Source organism: Agrobacterium sp. B1(2019), assembly GCF_008274755.1.
Taxonomy (GTDB): Bacteria; Pseudomonadota; Alphaproteobacteria; order Rhizobiales; family Rhizobiaceae; genus Agrobacterium; species Agrobacterium salinitolerans.
In genome coordinates this window covers 1,720,459-1,742,344 of the sequence record NZ_VTPB01000001.1, presented here as the reverse complement: position 1 = coordinate 1,742,344, position 21,886 = coordinate 1,720,459, and the positions used below count along the sequence as shown (strand labels likewise).

The window sequence follows — 21,886 nt, the reverse complement described above, 5'->3', positions numbered from 1 at the left end:
AGAGGATGACCGGAAGAGGGAGAGACACAGTGACGCAACGGGAAACCGCCCAAAGGCGGCTGAGCGAGGTTCTGCCGGGCGTGATCCGCCCCTATACGCAGACGGAACTGAAATCCGTTCTTTCGACGCTGAAGGATATCGGCAAAAGCGAACCGGCGGTCGCCGCGCTGCTCGCCGGAGAAAGCCCGCTGAAGGAATTTATCGCCACGGCTTTTACGCTGTCCCCCTATCTGCGTGATATGGCGTCGGCGGATGAGGGGCTTTTGTCGCTGGCGATGTCGAAACCGCTCGAGCCGCTGCTGACCGAGCTTGTCCGTGATGCGCGCGATTGCTGGAAGCCGGGCGAAGAAGGTGGGGCGCCGAGCGAAAACGAGGTGATGTCGCGGCTGAGGGTCGCCAAGCGGCGGCTCTCTTTCATCGCAGCGCTTGCCGATCTCGCCCGCATCTTCACCGCGCGCGATACGACACGCTGGCTGAGCGACATGGCGGATGCATCGCTTTCCGCCGCCATCGATCACCTGTTGCTGGCAGCCCATGAGAGCGGCAAGCTGAAGCTGAAGAATGTCGCAGCCCCCAGCGACGGGTCGGGCCTGATCGTGCTCGGCATGGGCAAGCTCGGCGCGCGCGAACTGAACTATTCCTCCGATATTGACGCCGTGGTGTTCTTCGAACCCTCCGCCGGCATCATGGACGATCCCTATGATGCGACGGAGAATTTCGGCCGCATGATGCGCCGCCTCGTGCGGATCATGCAGGAGCGCACGGCCGATGGTTACGTCTTCCGCACCGATCTGCGGCTGCGGCCCGACCCCGGCTCGACACCGCTCGCCATCCCCGTGGAGGCGGCGCTGCTCTATTACGAGGGCAGGGGCCAGAACTGGGAACGGGCGGCCTATATCAAGGCGCGGCCGGTCGCCGGCGATATCAAGGCGGGGGAGAATTTCCTGCGCGAGCTGACGCCCTTCATCTTCCGCAAATATCTCGATTATGCGGCGATTGCCGATATCCACTCCATCAAGCGGCAGATCCACGCCCATAAGGGCCATGGCGCCATTGCGGTGAAGGGGCATAACGTCAAGCTCGGGCGCGGCGGCATCCGCGAGATCGAGTTCTTCGCCCAGACGCAGCAGCTGATCGCCGGCGGCCGTATGCCACCGCTGCGCGTGCGTGCAACCGAAGAGGCGCTGGCCGCGCTGACCGAGGCGAAATGGATCGATGCAGAAACCCGCGACAGCCTGACGGAAGCCTATTGGTTCCTGCGCGAGGTGGAACACCGCATCCAGATGGTGCGCGACGAGCAGACCCATGTGTTGCCAGACACTGAAACCGAATTGAAGCGCATCGCCTTCATGCTCGGCTTCGATGACACCAGGGCCTTCTCGGAGAAGCTGGAAGACGTGCTGCGGCTGGTGGAGCGGCGTTATTCGGCGCTGTTCGAGCAGGAGGTGAAACTGTCAGGCGAGGCGGGTAATCTGGTCTTCACCGGCCAGAAGGACGATCCCGACACGCTGAAGACACTTTCCACGCTCGGCTTTCAACGGCCGGAGGATATTTCCCGCGTCATCCGCACATGGCATAATGGCCGCTACCGTGCGACGCAATCGGTCGAGGCACGCGAGCGGCTGACGGAACTGACGCCGGACCTGCTGCGCGCCTTCGGCGAAAGCAAGCGGGCTGATGACGCGCTGCTGCGCTTCGATAATTTCCTCTCCGGCCTGCCGGCGGGCATCCAGCTTTTCTCGCTGCTCGGCAACAACCCGGCGCTCCTGTCGCTCTTGGTAACGATCATGTCTTCGGCTCCCCGTCTTGCCGAAATCATCGCCGCCCGCCCGCATGTCTTCGACGGCATGCTGGACCCGGCTCTGATGAGCGACGTCCCGACCCGCGATTATCTCGCCCACCGCATGGACAACTTTCTATCCAATGCCCGCCATTACGAGGATATTCTCGACCGGCTGCGCATTTTCGCCGCCGAACAGCGCTTCCTGATCGGGGTTCGGCTGCTGACCGGCGCAATCCGCGGTGAAGTCGCCGCCCGCGCGTTCACCCATCTTGCCGATCTTGTCATCGAGGCGGCGTTGAATGCGGTTCTTTCGGAGATGGAAGCGGCGCATGGGTCCTATCCCGGCGGCCGTGTCGCTGTCATGGGTATGGGCAAGCTCGGCTCCTTCGAGCTGACGGCCGGTTCGGATGTCGATCTCATCCTGCTCTACGATTATGACGATGCCGCCCATGAATCGACCGGCGCGAAGCCGCTCGATGTGGTGCGTTATTTCACCCGCGTCACGCAAAGGCTGATTGCCGCGCTTTCCGCACCGACGGCGGAGGGCGTGCTTTACGAGGTGGACATGCGGCTTCGTCCCTCCGGCAACAAGGGGCCGGTGGCGACCCGCATTTCCGCTTTCGAAAAGTACCAGCGCGAGGAGGCCTGGACCTGGGAGCATATGGCGCTGTCGCGCGCGCGGCTCATCTGTGGCGATGCCTCGCTGATGGAGGACGCGCGCCGCATCATCGCCTCCATCCTTTCGCAAAAGCGTGATGTGGCCAAGGTCTCGGCCGATGTGCTGGAAATGCGCAGCCTCATCGAGCAGGAAAAACCGCCGGAAAACAACTGGGACTTCAAGCTCATCAATGGCGGCCTGATCGACCTCGAATTCATCGCGCAATATCTGGCGCTGGTGGGGCCGGTGAAGGGACTTGCCGCGCATGAACCGGGGCGCAACACGGCAGAGGCGCTTCAGGCGCTCGCTGCCCCGGTGATGGAGCCGCAGGCTTTCGATGACTGTATGGCGGCGATGGCGCTTTATACCGAGATTTCCCAGATCGTGCGGCTATGCATCGACGGCGCCTTCAACCCGAAGGAGGCGCCGGCGGGCCTCACCGATCTCGTTTGCCGGGCGGGGGATTGCCCGGATATTCCGACGCTGGAGGGTGAGGTGAAGCGGCTGGCGAAGACGGTGCGGAAGGCGTTTGTGGCGACGGTGAAGAATAGTGGTTGATGTGGGTGGGTGAGGCTTCCCCCCCTCTGCCCTGCCGGGCATCTCCCCCACAGGTGGGGAGATCGATATGCGGCGGCCTCTCGGCCATCTCCAACGTTGCGAGTGAGCGAGGGTTTTCTTCTGACCGATCTCCCTCCTTGTGGGGGAGATGCCCGGCAGGGCAGAGGGGGGTAAACCACACCCGCCAACATCACGCCTCAATGCACCATCCCGCACCGCCCCGCCGCATGCGGGATGATGATCGTCACCACGGTGCCCCGACCCTCACACGAGCGGATTTTCATCGTCCCGCCATGCAGCTTCACAAGCGAGCGGGAAATCGCAAGCCCAAGCCCCGAGCCACCCTGGCTCTTGGCATATTGGCTCTGCACCTGTTCGAAAGGCTGGCCGATCTTGTTGAGCGCCTGGGCGGGAATGCCGATACCGGTATCTGCGATGGTGAGGATCATCGCGGCCTCATGCACATGGGTGCGTAGCGCAATGCGGCCGCCCTCGCCGGTGAATTTCACGGCGTTGGAGAGCAGGTTAAGCATGATCTGCTTCATGGCGCGGCGGTCGCCCTGCATGGTCAGCCCAGCGCAGACCTTCTGCTGCACGGTGATGTTCTTCTGCTCGGCCTGGATGGCGGTGAGACGCAGCGTTTCGTCGATCAGCGGCGCGAGATCGATGGCCTCGCGGTTGATACGCATATGGCCCGCCTCGATCTTCGACATGTCGAGAATGTCGTTGATGACGTTGAGCAGGTGTTTGCCGCTATCGTGAATATCGCGGGCATATTCGGAATATTTCGGCGAGCCGACCGGCCCGAACATCTCGTTCAGCAGGATTTCGGAAAAGCCGAGGATGGCGTTGAGCGGTGTGCGCAGCTCATGGCTCATATTGGCGAGGAATTCCGACTTCGCCCGATTGGCGGCCTGGGCGCGCTCTTTTTCGGCGAGGTAATTGGCGTTGGCGTCCGAAAGTTCCGTCTTCTGCCGCTCCAGCTTGTGCTGAGAGGCGGAGAGATCGCCGATGGTCGCCATCAGCCGGCGCTCGGAATCGCGCAGCCGTTCCTGATGGCGTTTGAGAAGGGTGATATCGGTGCCGACAGAGACGAGGCCGCCATCGCGGGTGCGGCGTTCGTTGATCTGCAGCCAGCGGTCATCGGCAAGCTGCACTTCCGTGGTGCGTGACAGCCCGGACTGGTCCGCATCGGCGACGCGTCGTTCCACGACAGGCCGGGCGGCCGCAGCATGGACAGTGCTTTTTTCCGTGCCGGCCACAAGTACGCTGTCCGGCAGGCCATAGGCTTTCTGGTAGTGGGTGTTGCACATCACGAGGCGATCGTTCTTGTCCCACAGCACGAAGGCTTCCGAGGTGGATTCGATGGCGTCTGCAAGGCGCTGGTCGGCTTCGGCGTAGCGTTGCGCAAGGCGATGCTGCTCGGTGACGTCCATGGCGATGCCGATGACGCGCGGGCCATTATTGGTGCGGATGACCTGGGCGCGGGCGCGCAGCCAGACATAATGGCCCTTGGCGTGGTGCATGCGGAAAATCTGATCGATCTGGCGCAGGTTGCCGCAGCCGACGGCGCGGGCAAGCTCATAAAGATTGCCGTCTTCGGAATGCATCATGCGGGCAGCGTCGGAGAAGGAGAGCGGTGCGGCCTTCGGCGGCCGCCCGAGAATTTCGTAGAGTGAGCCCGACCAGAACATTCGCCGGCTGGCAAGATCGAAATCCCAAAGGCCGCAGCGGCCGCGCGACAGCGCCGTTTCCACCCGCAGGTTGGATTCGGCGAAGATGTCGTCCGCATCCCGGGCGCGCTTCACCTGCATGTAATAGGCGTAGAGCACGACAAGCAGGATGGAGGAGATGCCGGCGAACAGCGTCACGTTCATGGCGATTTCGCTGCGCCAGAAGGAACGGATCGGTTGCAACGAGCGGGCCGCGATCACCATCGCGCCATCGTCGCCGAAGGCGATCATCGTCGCATAATGCTGCTGGCCGTCAATATTGGTCTCGATGGTGCCGGGTGCGCCGGGGAAACGCTGCACGATGGCAATCTCGGGAAGCAGGGCGGGCAGCGAGGTGCCGACGTAAAGCAAGGCATCCTTACCGGCGCCTGCGAAGATGCGGCCATTACTGCCAGAGAGCAGCACCATGGTGCCATCGGCAAGGCTGCCCGATGGCAAAGCGGCGACAAGCTTCGCCTCGGCGCGGGTGCGATCCTGTGCGGTGAAGATCGTATCATTGTTGAGAAGGGCCGCCTTGGCTGTCAGCGCTGTCAGCGCCGTGGAATGGCGGGCGGCTTCTTCCATGCGACTATATTCGGCAACGATGCCCATCATGCGCGAGGCGGCAACGACGACGAGGAAGGCGAGGATGAGAATGGGGATCAGGCGCTTCAGCAGGGTCTCGACCTGCGCCGGCGGTCGGTCGGCGCCATTCATCAAACCCATCAGGTCGCTGGAAAGCCTTTCGCCCCAGGCCGCCAGATCCGAAAATTTGGCATACGGCCGCTCATCGCCCGCAGTCGCCCGCCGCACGTTCGTCATTGTCCCGCCTTTTAGATATCCCCACTGATTCGAAGCGCCGCCGCTCGAATATCCCTAATGAATCAAATGCGATTCGCCCTGTCCAGAGGCAAAAGTTAAAAGAATTTTAACCCCTTGAACCGACTCCGTATTTTTTCGGGACAGTACAGGATGCAAGGACTTCTGGTGTCGTTATACCCACGTTTCCTCATTCCTTTGACAAGCACAGGAATGAGCGATGCAGAGCACGCCGGCAGTCCGTTTCGAACTGCCGGAAAAGCGAGGGAAATCAGCCCTGAAGGATACGCCCGACGATGTCGCTCACATCCGTCGACAGGCCCTTGGCGTCGGCGATCGTCGAAAGCGCCGCCTTGGCGTGTTCGGCGCGGCTTGCCTCCAAAGACCGCCAGGAGCGCATGGAGGTGAGAATGCGGGCGGCAAGCTGCGGATTGCGCTTGTCGATGGCGATGATCTGCTCGGCGAGAAAGCGGTAGGCGGCGCCATCGATACGGTGGAAGCCGGTGGGGTTGGCGAAGGCGAGCGTTCCGACAAGCGAGCGTACCCGGTTCGGATTGGTGGCGATGAAATGTTTCGATTTCATCAGCGCCCTGATCCGGTCAAGTGCGCCGTCGCCGGGAATGGCGGCCTGCAGCGAGAACCACTTGTCGAGCACCAGCGCATTGTCGGCAAAGCGCTTTTCGAAGGCGGCGAGCGCTTCTCCTGTTTCCGTGCTCTCCGGGAAACGCTGCGTCAGGACACTGAGCGCATGGGCGAGATCGGTCATGTTGGTGGCCTCAGTAAAGGCCTTCGCCGCGCGGTCCGGCGTTTCCTCGGCAAAAGCGAGGAAGGTCAGCGCACCGTTGCGCAAGGAACGACGTCCCGCACTCGACGCATCCGGGCTGTAGGATTCGTCGTCAGCCGTGCTGTCGGCAAGCCGCCGCAGCGTTTCGAGCCCGGCTGTCGCAATCGCCTTGATGGTGGCGTTGCGCGCCTTGTGGATGGCGTCCGGATCGTTGTCTCCGCCCATTTCACGGGCGATATCCGTTTCGCTCGGCAAGGCCAGCGCCTGCGCCCGGAAGGCGGGCTCAAGTGCGTCATTGCCGATGATTTCGATGAGCGTTGCGGTCAGCTCCGCATCCGTTTGAATGTCCTTGCCGTTCTGCACGGCCCTGGTGGCGGCAATCAGCGCCGGCAGGGCAAGATCGGTCAGCGCCTGGAAGCGGGCGAACATGTCGGTTTCATGCCGGGCGATCTGCACCAGATCGGCGGCATTCTGCTCGAAATCCAGATTGATCGGCGCCGAGAAGCTGCGGTTGATCGACAGCACCGGACGCGAGGAAATACCGGAAAAGGAGAAGGTCTGGTTGCGTTCCGTCAGGTGCAGCACGCCGTCGCGATACTCGCCGCCTTCGACGGACTGCGGCTCGGCGATCTGGCCGTTGTCGAGGATCAGCGCCAGCGACAGCGGAATATGGCGCGGCTGCTTCATCGATTGGCCGGGCGTCGGCGCGGTCGTCTGCTCCAGAGTAAGCTTGAATGTGGAGCTGCCTGCATCATAAGCCGATGAGACGGAGACGAGCGGCGTTCCTGCTTCCGTGTACCACAGCGAAAACTGCGAGAGATCGCGGCCGCTGGCGTCAGTAAAGCTCTTGACGAAATCCTCCACCGTGGCGGCCTCACCGTCATGGCGCTCGAAATAGAGGTCCATGCCCTTCTTGAAGTCGTCCGCGCCGAGGATCGTGGCGATCATGCGGGTGACTTCGGCGCCCTTTTCATAAACGGTCGTCGTGTAGAAATTGTTGATTTCGCGATAGGTATCCGGGCGCGGCGGATGCGCCAGCGGGCCGGAATCCTCGGGAAACTGCTCCGATTTCAGGTGACGTACATCGGCGATACGCTTGACGGGACGCGAGCGCATGTCTGCGGAAAATTCCTGATCGCGATAGACCGTCAGGCCTTCCTTCAGGCAGAGCTGGAACCAGTCGCGGCAGGTGATGCGGTTGCCCGTCCAGTTGTGGAAATATTCATGCGCGATGATGCGCTCGATATTGGCGTAATCCGCATCGGAGGCGGTTTCCGGATCGGCCAGCACGAATTTGTCGTTGAAGACGTTGAGACCCTTGTTCTCCATCGCGCCCATGTTGAAATCGGATACGGCGACGATCATGAAGATATCGAGGTCGTATTCGCGGCCGAAGCGCTCTTCGTCCCATGTCATCGAACGCTTCAGCGCGTCCATGGCATAGGCCGCGCGCGGCTCCTTGCCGTGCTCGACGTAAATCTTGAGCGCCACTTCGCGGCCGGACATGGTGGTGAAGGTGTCTTCCACCACGCCGAGATCGCCGGCGACGAGGGCAAACAGATAGCTGGGCTTGGGATGCGGATCGAACCATGCCGCAAAGTGACGGCCTTCATCGTAATTGCCGCCGCCAAGGAAATTGCCGTTCGACAAGAGCAGCGGGTTGCCTTCCTTTGCCGCAATGATCGTCACCGTATAGGGCGCCAGAACATCCGGCCGGTCAGGGAAATAAGTGATGCGGCGGAAACCTTCCGCCTCGCATTGGGTGCAATAAACGCCGTTGGTGCGGTAAAGCCCCATCAGCTGGGTGTTGACCTGCGGGTTGATGTAATTGGTGACGCAGATTTCGAAGGGCGCCTCCGGCGGCAGGTCGCGGATGGTCAGGCTCTCCGGCGTTGCATCATATTGACCGGCTGGAAGCTCCATCTGGTCGAGCAACAGGCTGGAAAGCGTCAGCTCGTCGCCATCGAGAACCAGCGGCGCCTGCCGCTCAGCACCTTCGCGCCGGTGAAAGATCAAACGGGCTTCGACCTTGGTATTCTTGGGGTCGAGTTCGAAGGTGAGATCCACCCGCTCCAGAACGAAATCGGTGGGGCGGTAATCTGCCAGGTGAACGATCTGGCCCGTGTCTGTTCGCATGACTATCCCTGAATAACTTGGCGTGGTCTTCCCGGCATCATGTCGTCATAAGGCCCGGATGTAAAATAGGTAGAGTATTGGTCACGTTCATGTGCGCATCGGGGGACGTTCTGTCCCGCCATGGAAGGCTTTGCCGGCCATGCAGACGATCCTCCCGCCGCCGGACTTGCGGACCATGGCAGCAAATGTTGAACGATTGCTGAAATTATATTTTATTTTCTTCAAATTTTAGCGCGCGTCGCTTTTGGTTTGCGACCATCCGTGCGGTCGGGAGTACGAAGCTTCGCCAGATCAACGGAATTCATGTGTGAATAACGTTTTTTGCTGTAAATCCTGGGAAGAATGCTCTAGCCTTGGTGCATCCACTTCCCCTGCGTCGTCTCCCCCAAGTGAAAACCTCCCGATGGCGTGTCTGTGCAGCCGATATGAGTAACTGCCAATGAACGCCGAACCGATGAATCCCTTCCGCGGGATCAGCATGAAGCTGATTTCGGTTGGCTTTTTTCTGGTCATGCAGACCTGTATCAAGGCGGCAGGTGATGTGCCGGCCGGCCAGATCACCTTCTTTCGTTCTGCTTTCGCGATCATTCCGATCGTCGTTTACCTCGCCTGGCTGCATGCGCTGGCAAGCGCGCTGCACACCAACAATCTTCTCGGCCATTTCAAGCGCGGTTTTCTCGGCATCCTAGCGATGGTCTGCAGCTTCTATGGATTGACCATGCTTCCGCTGCCGGAATCCATCGCCATCGGTTATGCCTCACCGCTTCTTGCCGTCGTTTTTGCCGCCGTCATCTTGCGCGAGAAGGTGCGCATCTATCGCTGGAGCGCGGTCTTCGTCGGCATGATGGGCGTGCTTGTCATCCTGTGGCCGAAGATGACTCTTCTAAGCGAAGGTGGCCTAGCTGCGGGCGAGGGGCTGGGGGCTATTGCCGTATTATGCGGTGCGGCGCTGGGCGGGCTCGCCATGATCCAGGTGCGACAGCTGGTCGAAACGGAGAAAACGCCGACCATCGTGCTCTATTTCTCGCTTACCGCCACCCTGCTGTCGCTTGTTAGCGTGCCCTTGGGCTGGAGCGCGCTGAGCATGACGCAGGCCATGCTGCTGATCACCAGCGGCATTTGCGGCGGCGTTGCGCAAATCTTCCTGACGGAGAGTTATCGACACGCCGAAGTCTCGGTCATCGCGCCCTTCGAATACAGCTCCATCATCTTCGGCATTGCGGTCTCCTACATTTTGTTCGGAGATATACCAACGGCGACGATGCTGATCGGTACGGCCATCGTGATCCTCGCTGGCATCTTCATCATTTTCCGCGAGCATCAGCTGGGATTGGCGAGGCGGGCGGCGCGCAAAGCCTCGACGCCGCAGGGATGATGTCGTGTCTCCGACTGTGTGCTGAGTCGGCCTTTATGACGAAGCGAAATTTTTCTCACCGTCATCCTCTGGTGGCGTGCCCTTCACCTCACCGCCCTCAATCACACACCCACAAAAGCAAAAGGCGCCTTCCCGAAGAAAGACGCCAGCGCGCAATCATATCTATGGACCAGCACTAAACTGGCCTGAAAGTGCTTCTTAGCGCTCGCGGAAATCCGCAAAGACTGCCGAAGGACGCGTCACCCGGACCTGCTGCATGGCAGCGCGTGCGGTCATCTGTTCGTTTGCGGCGGCGCCGAAACGGTGGTAGCCCTGACTGGAGCGAGGGCCGAGGCCCGCCAGGCGGAGCGTTTCAAAGCCGGAATGTACCGGACGGAAGCGAGTGGTCATTGCCTTGGTTCCTTTAACCGAATTCCTCCCAAGACATGATCTCTATATCGCAGCGCAGCATGGATTCAGCAAGCGGACCAAATGCGCCGCTGTTATGCGTAATGCGCATGGCTTTTTTCATAATTCATTTACATTGAACATGAATGAGGCAATCAGCCTTCGGCAATCTTTGCCTGAAAAGCCAATAAATCCTGCCATGCCAATGACTTGCTGGCTGGCGCATTCAGCAGTTCCTGCGGGTGCAGGCTGGCGAGAGCCGGCAGAATCAGGTGCCCGGCTGCGACATCGCGCCACTGTCCGCGCAGCGTATGGATCGTGCCGGCGCCGCCAAAGAAGAAACGTGCGGTGAAGTTGCCGAGAAGCAACAGGTGTTTCGGCTCGGCAAGGGCGACCTGACGCTCGATGAAGGGGCGGCAGATATCCATCTCGGCCTGAGTCGGCGGGCGGTTGCCCGGCGGCCGCCAGGGAACGACATTGCCGAGCATGATGGCGCTGCGCTCAAGCCCGATGGCCGCCAGCATGCGGTCTAGTAACAGCCCGGTCTTGCCGGCGAAGGGCACACCTTCGCGGTCGTCATCGGCATCCGGCATCGGGCCGATGACCATGATGGCGGAGGCGGGGTCACCCTCGGTGAAAATCGTATTGCGCGCGCTGTTCTTGAGATTGCAGCCGCTGAAACCGTCGAGCGCGGTTTTCAACTCGGCAAGCGATCTTGCGCTTTCCGCCGCAAAACGCGCCGCCGCCACGGCCTGCTCGTCCGGCATGGCGACATTCTGCTGAATGGCGGGGGCTGCCGGTGCGCCGCGTGCCTGGGCGCTGCGCGTCGCCGCCTGCCGCTGAGGCGCATCGGCACGGCGTTCCGCCGGCCTTTCCATCTGGCGTGATGCCTCGGACACCCCCTGCGCAGGCGCTGATCGGGCCGGGCGGGCGGCGGCAAATTCGGCAAAACGATCGACCGGCGTCTCTTCCAGCAGCCAGTCCACGCCCGCATCCGCATGGAAATGCAGGAGGGCGGCGAGTTCGGCCGGGGAGAGGTCGTGAGCGGCGATCATGGGCGGAAATTACCCCATGTTCCCCGCCCGGGGAACCCGCAAATCACACTGTCCAGCGCTGAATATCGCCGCTTTCGCCAATCATGGCCAGACCATGGGCAATCGAAAGCAGCTCGCCGCCGCTTTCGATGCGGTCGGCGTCGAAACGGCGGGTGAATAGCTCGCGCACCGCCGGAACGAAGGAGGTGCCGCCAGTCAGGAACACCTTGTCGATCGCATCAGGCGCAACCTGCGTCTTTTCCAGAACCTCGTCGAGCGCTTCTTCTATCTTGGCGAGGTCTTCGGCGATCCAGCTGTTGAAATCGCTGCGCTTCACCATCTTGCGTCCGGCCTTGCCGAGCGGCGAGAAGTTGAACTCCGCTTCTTCGGCCGAAGAGAGCGCCATCTTGGTGGCGGAAATCGCCTGATAGAGCGGATAACCCTCGTCATGCTCGACGAGATCGATGAACATTTCCAGCTTTTCCGGCTCGAGCGCCGAGCGTACCAGCGATTTGAGGTCGGTGAATTCCTTCGAGGTCTTGAAGATCGACAGCTGGTTCCAGCGGCCGAAATTCACGTAATAGCCGGAGGGCACGTCCAGCACCTTGTCGAAGCTTTTGAACTTGCTGCCCTTGCCGATCTCGGGCGAGACCAGATTGTCGATCATGCGGAAGTCGAAATGATCGCCCGCCACGCCAACGCCGGAATGACCGATGGGGGTGGCGGAAAGCTTGCCTGCATGGGTTTCGAAACGGATCAGCGAATAGTCCGTCGTGCCGCCGCCAAAATCCGCAACCAGCACATTCGCGTCCTTCTTCAGGCTTTGCGCGAAATAATAGGCGGCCGCCACGGGCTCATAGACATAGTGGATTTCCGGGAAGCCGGCCCGGGTGAGCGCCTCGTTGTAACGGGCGAGCGCCAGCGTCTCGTCCGGGTTGCTGCCGGCGAAACGCACCGGCCGGCCGGCGATGACAGTGGAGACGTCTCCCGGCCATTCCTCGCCCGCATAGGTCTTCAGCTTGCGCAGGAACACGTCCATCAGGTCTTCGAAGCTCTGGCGCTTGGCGAAGATCAGCGTGCCCTGAAACAGCGGCGACGCCGCAAACGTTTTGATCGACTGCAGGAAGCGGCAATCGCCGGCATTGTCGATGAATTGCCGGATGGCGGCATGGCCGGCTTCCACATGCAGGGCGGCCGCACCAAGGCCGGCATCCTTCATGAAGGAGAGCGCCGTGCGCATGCTGTCATCCGTGCCCGCACTGCTGGTGAAGCGCATGGAACGGCTGGCGCCGCCCGTGTCGGAAAGAGCCATGACCGTGTTGGTCGTGCCGAAATCGAGGCCGAGAGCCCGCTTTTGCGTCATCGCCATATCCTTGTTGTCGATAGAAACACCCGCCCGGCCTGAAAGACGGCCCGGCGTGAAAATAAGGGACGCCTTTGGCGCCCCGATGTCAGAGGAGGGCGGTTGATTGCACAGGGCTGACGGAATGGCAAGCATCTGCACCCGGGTTTATTGTGAAATTTGCATGAAGTAATCGCCATGGGTGAAAGGCCGTCCGGCCGCCCGCATTAAATATTTTTTCGCATAAAGCGAGTATAAGGCTGAACTATAGCGTTAAAGAGCAGATTTATTGTTGTATTTGTTGCGTTTGCAGACGCGGAGCCCTGATGTCCCGAAAGCCGGCCCCTTGCACCCTCGAAGACGTGTCGCCGGCGCGAAACGCCCGCGTTCGCGGCGATGCGGAGAGCTTCATCCGCCATCTCATGGGCCTGATGGCGGCGTCCCAGCAGGGTTATGCCCTTTTCGACGGCGAAGATGAACTGCGTTTTGCCAACACGGCGTTCCGCATGGCGCTCGGCATCGGGCCGGACGAATTTCCGACATGGGCCGATCTGATGCGCATCGGTTACCGCAACTCCACCGGCACGGCCATCGAGACCGCCGATTTCGAATTATGGCTGCGCTCGGCTGGAACGAGGCGCGGCAAGCTGCCCTTCCGCACCATTGAAACCAGCCTCAATGACGGACGCTGGATGCTGACGACCGAGACGACGCTGCCGGGCGGCTGGATGCTTTGCGTCGTCACCGATATTTCCGAACTCGGTGTTGAGCTGCGCGATCTTCGCCAGGAGCGGGACAGGGCGCTGAAATTCGCCCTGAGCGACGAGTTGACCGGCCTCGGCAACCGCCGCTACGTCATGGATATTCTCAATCACAGGCTTGGCCCCAACAAGGCCGAGGCCCTTGCCGTCATCATCATGGACATAGACCACTTCAAGTCGGTGAACGACCGCTTTGGCCATGCCTGCGGCGATCTGGTTCTCAAAGACTTCGCCGCCCGACTTTCCGCTGCGGTCGCCCGCGACGATCTCGTGGGGCGGATCGGCGGTGAGGAGTTCCTGCTGATGCTCGCCGGTTCGCGCGTTTTGGGCGTTGAGGCGCTCATGCAGGGGGTGCTGTCATCACTGGCGCAGGCCTCACCGCTCGCAGACATGCCCGGTTTCCGATACAGCTGCTCGGCGGGCATTGCCTATGCAAATCCGGGCGAAAGCACGAGCGATGTCCTGCGCCGCGCCGACACCGCCCTCTACGAGGCCAAGAATACCGGCCGGAACCGCTACGTGATTTACGGAGCGGCCCCTTGACGGGTTTCGCGCCCATTCGGATTCAATTCGACTTCGCCGCGCCGCCATCCACCCTGAGCATCGTGCCGGTGATGTAGCTCGCCGGTACCGAGCAGAGGAAAGCGCCGGCGGCGGCAAATTCCTCGACCGTGCCGAGACGGCCGGCGGGAATGCTCTTGACGGAAGCCTCGCGGATTTCTTCGACGCTTTTGCCAAGACGCTTGGCGTTGGCGCCATCGAGTTCATCGATGCGGTCGGTATGGATACGGCCGGGCAGCAGCAGGTTGGAGGTGACGCCGAAGGAGGCCACTTCCGAGGACAGCGTCTTGCTCCAGCCGACAAGCGCGCCGCGCAGCGTATTGGACAGGGCCAGATTGGCGATCGGCTCGAACACGCCGGAGGAAGCGACGGTCAGAATGCGGCCGAAACCCTGCTCCTTCATCTGCGGCAGAAGCGCATTGGTAAGCGTGATGACGCGCAGCACCATCGACTGGAAGAAGGTATCCAGCTTGTCGACGGTCATTTCCTGCGCGAGGCCCGGCGTCGGGCCGCCGGTATTGTTGACGAGAATATCGATGCCGCCGAGCTTTTCCCGGACGGCCTGAACCATTGCCTCGACGAAATTATCCTCGGCCAGATCGCCCCAGACCCAGTCAGCCTTACCCTTGCCGAGCGCATTGATCGCCTTGCAATTCGCTTCCAGCTTCTCGCCGCTTCTGCCGACGAGAAGGACATGCGCGCCTTCTTTCGCCAACGCGGTGGCAATGCCCAGCCCAAGGCCGCGAGAGGAGGCGAGAACGAGGGCGCGTTTGCCGGAAATGCCGAGATCCATGGGTTTTGTCCTGTCTTGTGAGTGCTCAATGTGCTGTTTATAGAGCATTTCAAGGAAAAGTGGAGCCCGGGTTTCCGTGCGGAAATGCGACAAAACAAAGAGTTAGAGATTTTTTGCGATTCGAAGAAAGCGAAAAGCCTCTATGAAGTCGGCGTCGGATTTTGAAGGTAAAATATACGTCATGACAGAACAGTCCCTGCTCAAATTCTCCATTGCCGTCACGGTTCTCCTGGCGCTCTTCGGCATCGGCGCAGGTCTGTTCTCCGGTTCCTTCGCCGTGGTTTTCGATGGTGTCTATGCGCTGACGGATGCTTTCATGACGGTGTTGGCGCTGCTTGTCGCGCGGCTGATCGCCGCTTCCGCCGCGCCCAAGCCCGGCGGCCGGCTGGCGGAGCGTTTCACCATGGGCTTCTGGCATCTGGAGCCGATGGTGCTCGGGCTTAACGGCACGCTTCTGATGGGGGCCGCGATCTACGCCCTCATCAACGCTGTCGACAGCCTGATGGATGGCGGCAGATCTATCGAGTTCGACTACGCCATCGTTGTCACCTTCGTCAGCTTCACCGTCTCGCTTACCATGGCATGGTTCGTCAAACGGCAGAACCGCCGGCTGAAATCTGCCTTCGTGGCGCTGGACGCCAAAAGCTGGTTGATGAGCGCGCTTCTGAGCGCGGCGCTCTTCGTCGCCTTCGCCGTAGGTTACGGGCTCACGGGAACGGCGCAGGCATGGCTTTCGCCTTATATCGATCCGGCCGTGCTGGCGCTGGTCTGCCTCGTCATCATCCCCATGCCGCTCGGCAATGTGAGACAGGCGCTGGCGGACATTCTTCTGGTGACTCCGCTGGAATTCAAGCAGCATGTGGACCGGGTGGCGGCCGAGACGGTGGGGAAATTCGGTTTCTCCTCCCACTATTCCTATGTCGCCCGCGTCGGCCGCGGCCGTCAGATCGAACTCTTTTTCATCGTGCCGAAAAACTGGCCGCCACGGCGTCTGGAGGAATGGGACGCGATCCGCGACGAGATCGGCGATGCGCTGGGCGGCGAGGGGAGCGACCGCTGGCTGACGATCGTGTTCACGACGGATGAAGAGTGGGCGGTTTGAGTCGGCAGGTCATCTTCCGTAAGGACGCGTTGTACGAATCGAAGAACACCTAGGGGGCGGGGTTCGCCATTCGGTAAGCGAGACGCAGCAGGTCGTTCTGGCTGTGCGTCCCGGTCTTTGCGTATAGGCTTTTGAGCTGCGTGCGTATCGTCTCGCGCGACACGGATGCGTCCTGCGCTATCTGCGTGATTGTCTTACCATTTATGACGCCGAGAAATGCGCGCCGCTCTCCCATCGTCAACCGATGAAATTCAGAGAACTGGTCGATTCCCGGTGTTCCGCCAGGCGCGCCGGAAGGCTGGATCAGGAGTGCAACGGTGGGTCCCTCGAAGTACAACGAGAGGCGTTCTTTCTTCATTGCGACAAGCGTGAGCCTGATGCCGTGCGAGAGAAAATCCGCTGTTCTGGGACCGGCATAATTTCGCATCAACATGGCGTTCAGCGCGGTCTGAGCGTCCTTGCCGCGCAGGCGTAACTTTCCAAGCGGTGAAACCGATATGAGCGTTCCTTTGTCCAGAAACTTCTGTCCGATCGGGGAAGTTGTATTTATTTGTGCGTTCTCTCCGACAATGACGATGCCCGTGCCAACGGCGTCAAACAGCGACGTATTGAGGTCGAAGGCCGCCCATCGCGCCGAGCTGTTCCTGTAAAAACGCGCGGCACGCCTCAGATGAGGGGCGATACGAGTAAGCTGGTCGGAAAAAGCGCTGTTTTCATCGGGATCGTCGCGGCTGGTAACGGTGGATACGATCAGGGAGCTGTCTCCATTCTTGTCAATAGTGACGCCGATGGAGGACGAAATGTTGTTGGGCGCCAACCAGTCATTGAAGAACTCGGTTCTAACCAGCTGCGTTCTGGGGACGATCTGATCGGAGAAAACGCCCAGGCCTACGCTTCGCCTGCCGCAATGCTCCAGCCATGGGTTGGTGTTGATATAATACGCCGCATAGCTTTCAAGCTCCGGCAGGTCGAATTTTGAGGTCATGCCGACGTAATCGTCGGGTTCGCGCGTATTCATGGAGAACAAGACCGTTCGGCCATCAGGTGCATTCCCAGAAAGCCTGTCGAGAAATTGCTGCCATGACGCCTCGCCGAGCAGCGCCGCATAAATGAGGTCTATCAGGTCGTCGTCCGAGTGCCTTAAGCCACGAATGCTCATGCCTCAATCCCTGCCTCGAGTAGCCCTCAACGAAAGGGTCGGTTCCTCTAACCTCGCCGAATTCACCCGATTGGGTGATTGAGGATGATAGGTGAAGCTCTAAAAATCGTCCAGCCTTGAACTAGCGCGTGTAAAGGGATGCGGTGCAAGTTCTCGTTTATTTTTTAAAATGTGCCGACCTATTAATGGAGAGAAATTATGAAGACATATATTTCACTGACCTGCGTATCGGTTGCTGTCCTTGCTCTTTCGGGTTGCGTCAGCGCCGGCAGTGCGGACAAGACGGTGGAACTTTCGGTTGGTCAGACGCGCCATCTCACGGCTTACAGAGCGGATAGCTGCGGTGCGAATCCTTTGAGTTTTGCGGCGCTGGCGCCCAAGCTGCCGAAATCCAAGATCATCTCTTATTCAGATGGCGGCATTTCCAGTCGTTTAAGCAAGCAGTGCGGCCGCAACGTTCCGACACGTGCGGTGAATGCGACGGGTATAGCCAAGGGAACTGAAACGCACCGCTATCAGGATGTCATTTCCATCGTTGTGAAGTGAGCCTGACGGGTTAGTGTCGTAAGAGCGCCGCCGGCGCTCACGAGCAAAAAAGCAGAGTCCGATCCTTCTGTCGCGAAGTTTGCTGTCTGCTGGCGGTTCATTTTCTCACGTCTGTACGTTATGGGGCGCCTTTCCAGCCCGGGGCCCTGGGCTTTAAAGGCGCTCCCACCATGCAGACGCCTGTCGTCTGGCAATTGTGGCGTCATCGTCCCATGCCGCTCGGCAATGTGAGACAGGCGCTGGCTGAGATCCTTCTGGTGACCCCGCTGGAATTCAAGCAGCATGTGGACCGGGTGGCGGCCGAGACGGTGGGGAAATTCGGTTTCTCCTCCCACTATTCCTATGTCGCCCGCGTCGGCCGCGGCCGTCAGATCGAACTCTTTTTCATCGTGCCGAAAAACTGGCCGCCACGGCGTCTGGAGGAATGGGACGCGATCCGCGACGAGATCGGCGATGCGCTGGGCGGCGAGGGGAGCGACCGCTGGCTGACGATCGTGTTCACGACGGATGAGGAATGGGCGGCATGAGTGGGGACGGAGCGGCCGGCTTCGGTAAGGTTGTGTTTCATGGTGCTGTCGCGGCTCTGCGATCTCCCGCCAGATACCAGGCGACAGCAGACAGCACGATAGCGCCTCCCGTCAGAACGAGGGGCGACATTTCTTCGTTATAAAAGAGCCAGACCCATACAGGCCCGAGGATGACATCCAGCATGGAAAGCAGTCCGGCCTCCCCGGAGTTGATACGCCGGGACCCTTGGAGCAGAAGTATATAGCCGAGTGCTGTGGTTAGGACGCCGTAGAGGGCGCAGGCGATGATCTGCGTCGGAGCTGGGATCGCAAACTGCATCAGCGGCAGCGCGATACATAGGCAGGTCAGAGCGCCAAGAGCGGTCATCAGGGTGGCGTCCATGTCAGGGAAGCGCTTTGCGATGACGATTTGCGTGGCGCATCCCGTGGTCATGATGAAGGCGGCAAAGATACCGAGCATGTCCTTTTGTGATACCGCCGCGCCGACCGAAATGAATACGCCGACGAAAGCCGCACAGCCAGCGATGACGAAACGATGGGTAACCCGATCCCGCAGGCATACAAAAGCGATTCCGGTCACAACAAAAGGTAGTGTCGCATAGATTGTCATGACGTTGGCGACGGTCGTCCATCGCAAGGACGCGATATATGTGATCGCCGCAATTGCAGATACCAAGCATGCAGCAACGCCGGGCAGACCGAATGACATCGACGACCGTTGCCTGATAATCTTGTTTCGAAGCAGAAGAAACGCCCCGAGAGTCAAGAAGGTAAAGGCGGAGCGCCACGCCACCATCGACCACACGTCCATATCCGCCATGCGGACGAAAAGCCCCGCGGTACTCCATAAAACTGCGGAAGCTGCTACAAGATATATGCCGGTATAACGGTCGTGTGCTAAACTCATATCGGCATCGCTCCCAGGAGGTAAGTATGTCTAATCAGCAATGTAGACGATCGGTCTAGTTATGGGTGGTCAATCTGCGACGCGCGCGCGTCTCATTTCGGAGGGAATGCGCCAGCTGCTCGCTCATGGTTATGAGGGCGTGGGGATCGGTCCGGTTCTGAAGGAAGTGAATGTCCCAAAAGGGTCATTCTATTACTTCTTTGCGAGCAAGGACGACTTCGTGGTGGCGGTTATCGAAGCCTATGAGCAGAAATATGCGCGGATCAGGGAAAGACTTTTTTCTGATACCTCTCTGCGCGCGTTGCAGCGCCTATCGGTATATTTTGAAACGCTCGAACTGGAGCTTAAGCAAGACGAGCCTTATGCAGGCTGCCTTTACGGGGTCATTGCGCAAACTGCTGCGGGCCGTAGCGCTTTGGTTCGGGACGCGCTTGTCACTTCATTTGGGCGATGGGAGACGAGTATGCGCGAACTGCTCATGCAAGCCCAATATGAAGGCGACATCCCAGGCGATGAGGACATCTCGGATCTATGCGCATGTATCATCGAGGCGTATGAGGGCGCACTTATCCGCGTGAAAGCCACGGGCGATATTGGCGCTCTCACGCGGTTTCGCACCAGGGGGTTGAAAAGGCTGATGGCGCAGATTCAGTGCGATGACCGCTTGTTGTCCGGCAGAGACGCCTGATTGACCGTGCTCAGGATGGCGCCGAAGTCCAGGGTTAAAGATCTGCCTTTTGCGACCTTTCGTTTCGAGATGTTGAACCGATCACGCTTGACGGCTGGAAGGGCAATGCTTATCCTTTTTATTACGTGAACGTAAAGGTAATAAATCATTCATCAGGTTGTCTGACAATTGACTGGCGTGCGACATGTTTTGCCGCTATAGAAGCTCGACAAAGGCGTCCGGCTTTGCGAAGACAGGCGCTGGCGGATGCGGTGTCGCGGATGGCTTTTTGACCGGCGCAGTCGATGCGCCAGGAATGCCGACAAGCGGATATAACAACAGCTGGATGGGACCGGCGATGCGGAGAGGATGGACATGACGGAAGCGATGGAACTGCCCGAACGCGAAGCGATGGAGTTCGACGTTGTGATCGTTGGCGCGGGTCCTGCGGGCCTTGCCGCGGCAATCCGGCTAAAGCAGGTGGAGCCGGAGCTTTCGGTCGTCGTTCTCGAAAAGGGTGCCGAAGTCGGCGCGCATATTCTTTCCGGCGCCGTGGTCGATCCGATTGGCATCGACAGGCTGCTGCCGGGCTGGCGCGAAGAGGAGGGGCATCCCTTCAAGACCGAAGTCAAGGATGATCAGTTCCTGTTTCTCGGACCGGCCGGCTCCATCCGCCTGCCGAATTTCATGATGCCGCCTTTGATGAACAATCACGGCAATTACATCGTCTCGCTTGGGCTGGTCTGTCGCTGGCTGGCGGAAAAGGCGGAAGGGCTCGGCGTCGAGATTTATCCGGGCTTTGCCGCAACCGAAGTGCTTTATAATGAGCAGGGCGCCGTCATCGGCGTCGCCACCGGCGATATGGGCATCGAGAAGAATGGCGAGCCGGGTCCGAACTTCACCCGCGGCATGGAGCTGCATGGCAAATATGTGCTGATCGGCGAAGGTGTGCGCGGTTCGCTCGCCAAGCAGCTGATTTCCAAATTCGACCTGTCCAGGGATCGCGAGCCGCAGAAATTCGGCATTGGCATCAAAGAACTCTGGCAGGTCAAGCCGGAGAAGCACAAACAGGGTCTCGTGCAGCATTCCTTCGGCTGGCCGCTCGGTTTCAAGACCGGCGGCGGTTCGTTCCTTTATCATCTGGAAGACAACCTCGTTGCCGTCGGCTTCGTGGTGCATCTCAATTACAAGAACCCCTATCTTTATCCTTTCGAGGAATTTCAGCGCTTCAAGACGCATCCGGCCATCCGCGAGACCTTCGAGGGCGGCAAGCGCATCTCCTATGGCGCGCGCGCCATCACCGAGGGCGGCTATCAGTCGGTGCCGAAACTCACTTTCCCGGGTGGCGCGCTGATCGGCTGTTCCGCCGGTTTCGTCAACGTGCCGCGCATCAAGGGCAGCCATAATGCGGTGCTGTCGGGCATGCTGGCGGCAGACAAGATCGCCGCGGCCCTTTCCGCCGGCCGCGCCCATGACGAGGTGGCGGAGATCGAGGCCGAATGGCGCGACGGCGATATCGGCAAGGATCTGAAGCGGGTGCGCAACGTCAAGCCGCTGTGGTCGAAATTCGGCACGCTGGTCGGCGTCGGGCTTGGCGGTCTCGACATGTGGACCAACCAGTTGTTCGGCTTCTCGTTCTTCGGCACGCTGAAACACGGCAAGACGGACGCCCAGAGCCTTGAACCGGCCTCGAAGCACAAGAAAATCGATTATCCAAGGCCTGACGGCGTGCTCACCTTCGACCGCCTCTCCTCGGTGTTCCTCTCCTCCACCAACCATGAGGAAGACCAGCCGGTGCATCTTCAGGTGAAGGACATGGAGCTGCAGAAGCGCTCCGAGCATGACGTCTTTGCCGGTCCCTCGACGCGCTACTGTCCTGCAGGCGTTTATGAGTGGGTGGAGAAGGACGGTGAGGAGGTTTACGTCATCAACGCCCAAAACTGCGTGCACTGCAAGACCTGCGATATCAAGGATCCCAACCAGAACATCAACTGGGTGCCGCCGCAGGGCGGCGAGGGGCCGGTCTACGCCAATATGTGATGGCGATTACGGCCGAAGCCTTCTCTTCCGTTATGCTCGGGCTTGTCCCGAGCGACTGCAACGGTTTGATTTTACGATACGTGGATAGATCCCCGGGACAGGCTCGGGGATGACATTGAGCGTGGGGAGATCGCTCGCAATCACTTTGAGCCATTACGTCATGCGGCCAAGAGTGACGACATGTGCGGAACGAGCAGACCTCCAATCGGACTCATTTCCCACAATGCAGACGCGC

General features: G+C 60.0%; 15 protein-coding genes and 1 pseudogene. 8 read left to right on the top strand and 8 right to left on the bottom strand.

What is annotated here, in order from left to right:
- The first annotated feature begins 29 nt into the window (after positions 1-29).
- A complete protein-coding gene (locus AGR1_RS08660; RefSeq protein WP_149146700.1) occupies positions 30-2,999 on the top strand; it encodes a bifunctional [glutamine synthetase] adenylyltransferase/[glutamine synthetase]-adenylyl-L-tyrosine phosphorylase in 2,970 nt (989 codons plus the stop codon).
- 197 nt (positions 3,000-3,196) lie between these two features.
- Here the strand turns inward: AGR1_RS08660 and AGR1_RS08650 are convergent, their stop codons facing one another.
- Together AGR1_RS08650 and pepN are read right to left on the bottom strand one after the other, a co-directional pair.
- Positions 3,197-5,533 (bottom strand): PAS domain-containing sensor histidine kinase, encoded by a 2,337-nt coding sequence (locus AGR1_RS08650; protein WP_149146699.1) that lies wholly within the window; start codon positions 5,531-5,533, stop codon positions 3,197-3,199.
- Positions 5,534-5,801: 268 nt separating this feature from the next.
- Positions 5,802-8,450 carry an aminopeptidase N gene (gene pepN / locus AGR1_RS08645; RefSeq protein ID WP_080791069.1) on the bottom strand — a complete coding sequence of 883 codons (2,649 nt, stop codon included), beginning with the start codon at positions 8,448-8,450 and terminating at the stop codon, positions 5,802-5,804.
- A gap of 439 nt (positions 8,451-8,889) precedes the next feature.
- Here pepN and AGR1_RS08640 point away from each other — a divergent pair, with 439 nt between their 5' ends.
- The gene (locus AGR1_RS08640; RefSeq protein WP_080791068.1) at positions 8,890-9,825 is read left to right on the top strand and encodes a DMT family transporter; all 936 of its coding nucleotides are present in this window, start codon (positions 8,890-8,892) and stop codon (positions 9,823-9,825) included.
- A gap of 198 nt (positions 9,826-10,023) precedes the next feature.
- On the opposite strand, the gene AGR1_RS08635 is transcribed toward AGR1_RS08640, so the two are convergent.
- The 3 genes from AGR1_RS08635 to AGR1_RS08620 form a co-directional block, all read right to left on the bottom strand.
- The gene (locus tag AGR1_RS08635) at positions 10,024-10,215 is read right to left on the bottom strand and encodes a hypothetical protein (protein WP_003509784.1); all 192 of its coding nucleotides are present in this window, start codon (positions 10,213-10,215) and stop codon (positions 10,024-10,026) included.
- Between the two features lie 152 nt (positions 10,216-10,367).
- Positions 10,368-11,267 carry a uracil-DNA glycosylase gene (locus AGR1_RS08625; RefSeq protein WP_149146698.1) on the bottom strand — a complete coding sequence of 300 codons (900 nt, stop codon included), beginning with the start codon at positions 11,265-11,267 and terminating at the stop codon, positions 10,368-10,370.
- 43 nt (positions 11,268-11,310) lie between these two features.
- Positions 11,311-12,609, bottom strand: a complete 1,299-nt coding sequence (locus tag AGR1_RS08620) for an Hsp70 family protein (RefSeq protein ID WP_080793091.1) — start codon at positions 12,607-12,609, stop codon at positions 11,311-11,313.
- A 305-nt stretch (positions 12,610-12,914) separates the two neighbouring features.
- Between AGR1_RS08620 and AGR1_RS08615 the strand changes: the two genes are divergently transcribed.
- Positions 12,915-13,892: a sensor domain-containing diguanylate cyclase gene (locus tag AGR1_RS08615; protein ID WP_187772088.1), complete on the top strand. Its 978-nt coding sequence runs from the start codon at positions 12,915-12,917 to the stop codon at positions 13,890-13,892.
- Positions 13,893-13,914: 22 nt separating this feature from the next.
- On the opposite strand, the gene AGR1_RS08610 is transcribed toward AGR1_RS08615, so the two are convergent.
- Positions 13,915-14,703: an SDR family oxidoreductase gene (locus AGR1_RS08610; RefSeq protein WP_080791066.1), complete on the bottom strand. Its 789-nt coding sequence runs from the start codon at positions 14,701-14,703 to the stop codon at positions 13,915-13,917.
- A gap of 181 nt (positions 14,704-14,884) precedes the next feature.
- Here AGR1_RS08610 and AGR1_RS08605 point away from each other — a divergent pair, with 181 nt between their 5' ends.
- Positions 14,885-15,805, top strand: a complete 921-nt coding sequence (locus AGR1_RS08605) for a cation diffusion facilitator family transporter (RefSeq protein WP_137409995.1) — start codon at positions 14,885-14,887, stop codon at positions 15,803-15,805.
- A gap of 49 nt (positions 15,806-15,854) precedes the next feature.
- Here the strand turns inward: AGR1_RS08605 and AGR1_RS08600 are convergent, their stop codons facing one another.
- Entirely contained in the window at positions 15,855-16,964 is a 1,110-nt protein-coding gene (locus AGR1_RS08600; RefSeq protein ID WP_149146697.1) for a LuxR C-terminal-related transcriptional regulator, read from the bottom strand.
- Between the two features lie 198 nt (positions 16,965-17,162).
- Between AGR1_RS08600 and AGR1_RS08595 the strand changes: the two genes are divergently transcribed.
- Positions 17,163-17,510, top strand: coding sequence for a hypothetical protein (locus tag AGR1_RS08595; protein ID WP_149146696.1), 348 nt, complete (start codon positions 17,163-17,165; stop codon positions 17,508-17,510).
- A gap of 209 nt (positions 17,511-17,719) precedes the next feature.
- Positions 17,720-18,037, top strand: a pseudogene (locus AGR1_RS08590) (cation transporter); the annotation flags it as partial.
- A gap of 37 nt (positions 18,038-18,074) precedes the next feature.
- Here the strand turns inward: AGR1_RS08590 and AGR1_RS08585 are convergent.
- Positions 18,075-18,944 carry a DMT family transporter gene (locus tag AGR1_RS08585; RefSeq protein ID WP_149146695.1) on the bottom strand — a complete coding sequence of 290 codons (870 nt, stop codon included), beginning with the start codon at positions 18,942-18,944 and terminating at the stop codon, positions 18,075-18,077.
- Between the two features lie 61 nt (positions 18,945-19,005).
- Here AGR1_RS08585 and AGR1_RS08580 point away from each other — a divergent pair, with 61 nt between their 5' ends.
- Together AGR1_RS08580 and AGR1_RS08575 are read left to right on the top strand one after the other, a co-directional pair.
- Positions 19,006-19,632 (top strand): TetR/AcrR family transcriptional regulator, encoded by a 627-nt coding sequence (locus AGR1_RS08580; protein ID WP_149146694.1) that lies wholly within the window; start codon positions 19,006-19,008, stop codon positions 19,630-19,632.
- 354 nt (positions 19,633-19,986) lie between these two features.
- Positions 19,987-21,651, top strand: coding sequence for an electron transfer flavoprotein-ubiquinone oxidoreductase (locus tag AGR1_RS08575; RefSeq protein ID WP_080793086.1), 1,665 nt, complete (start codon positions 19,987-19,989; stop codon positions 21,649-21,651).
- The last annotated feature ends 235 nt before the right edge of the window (positions 21,652-21,886 follow it).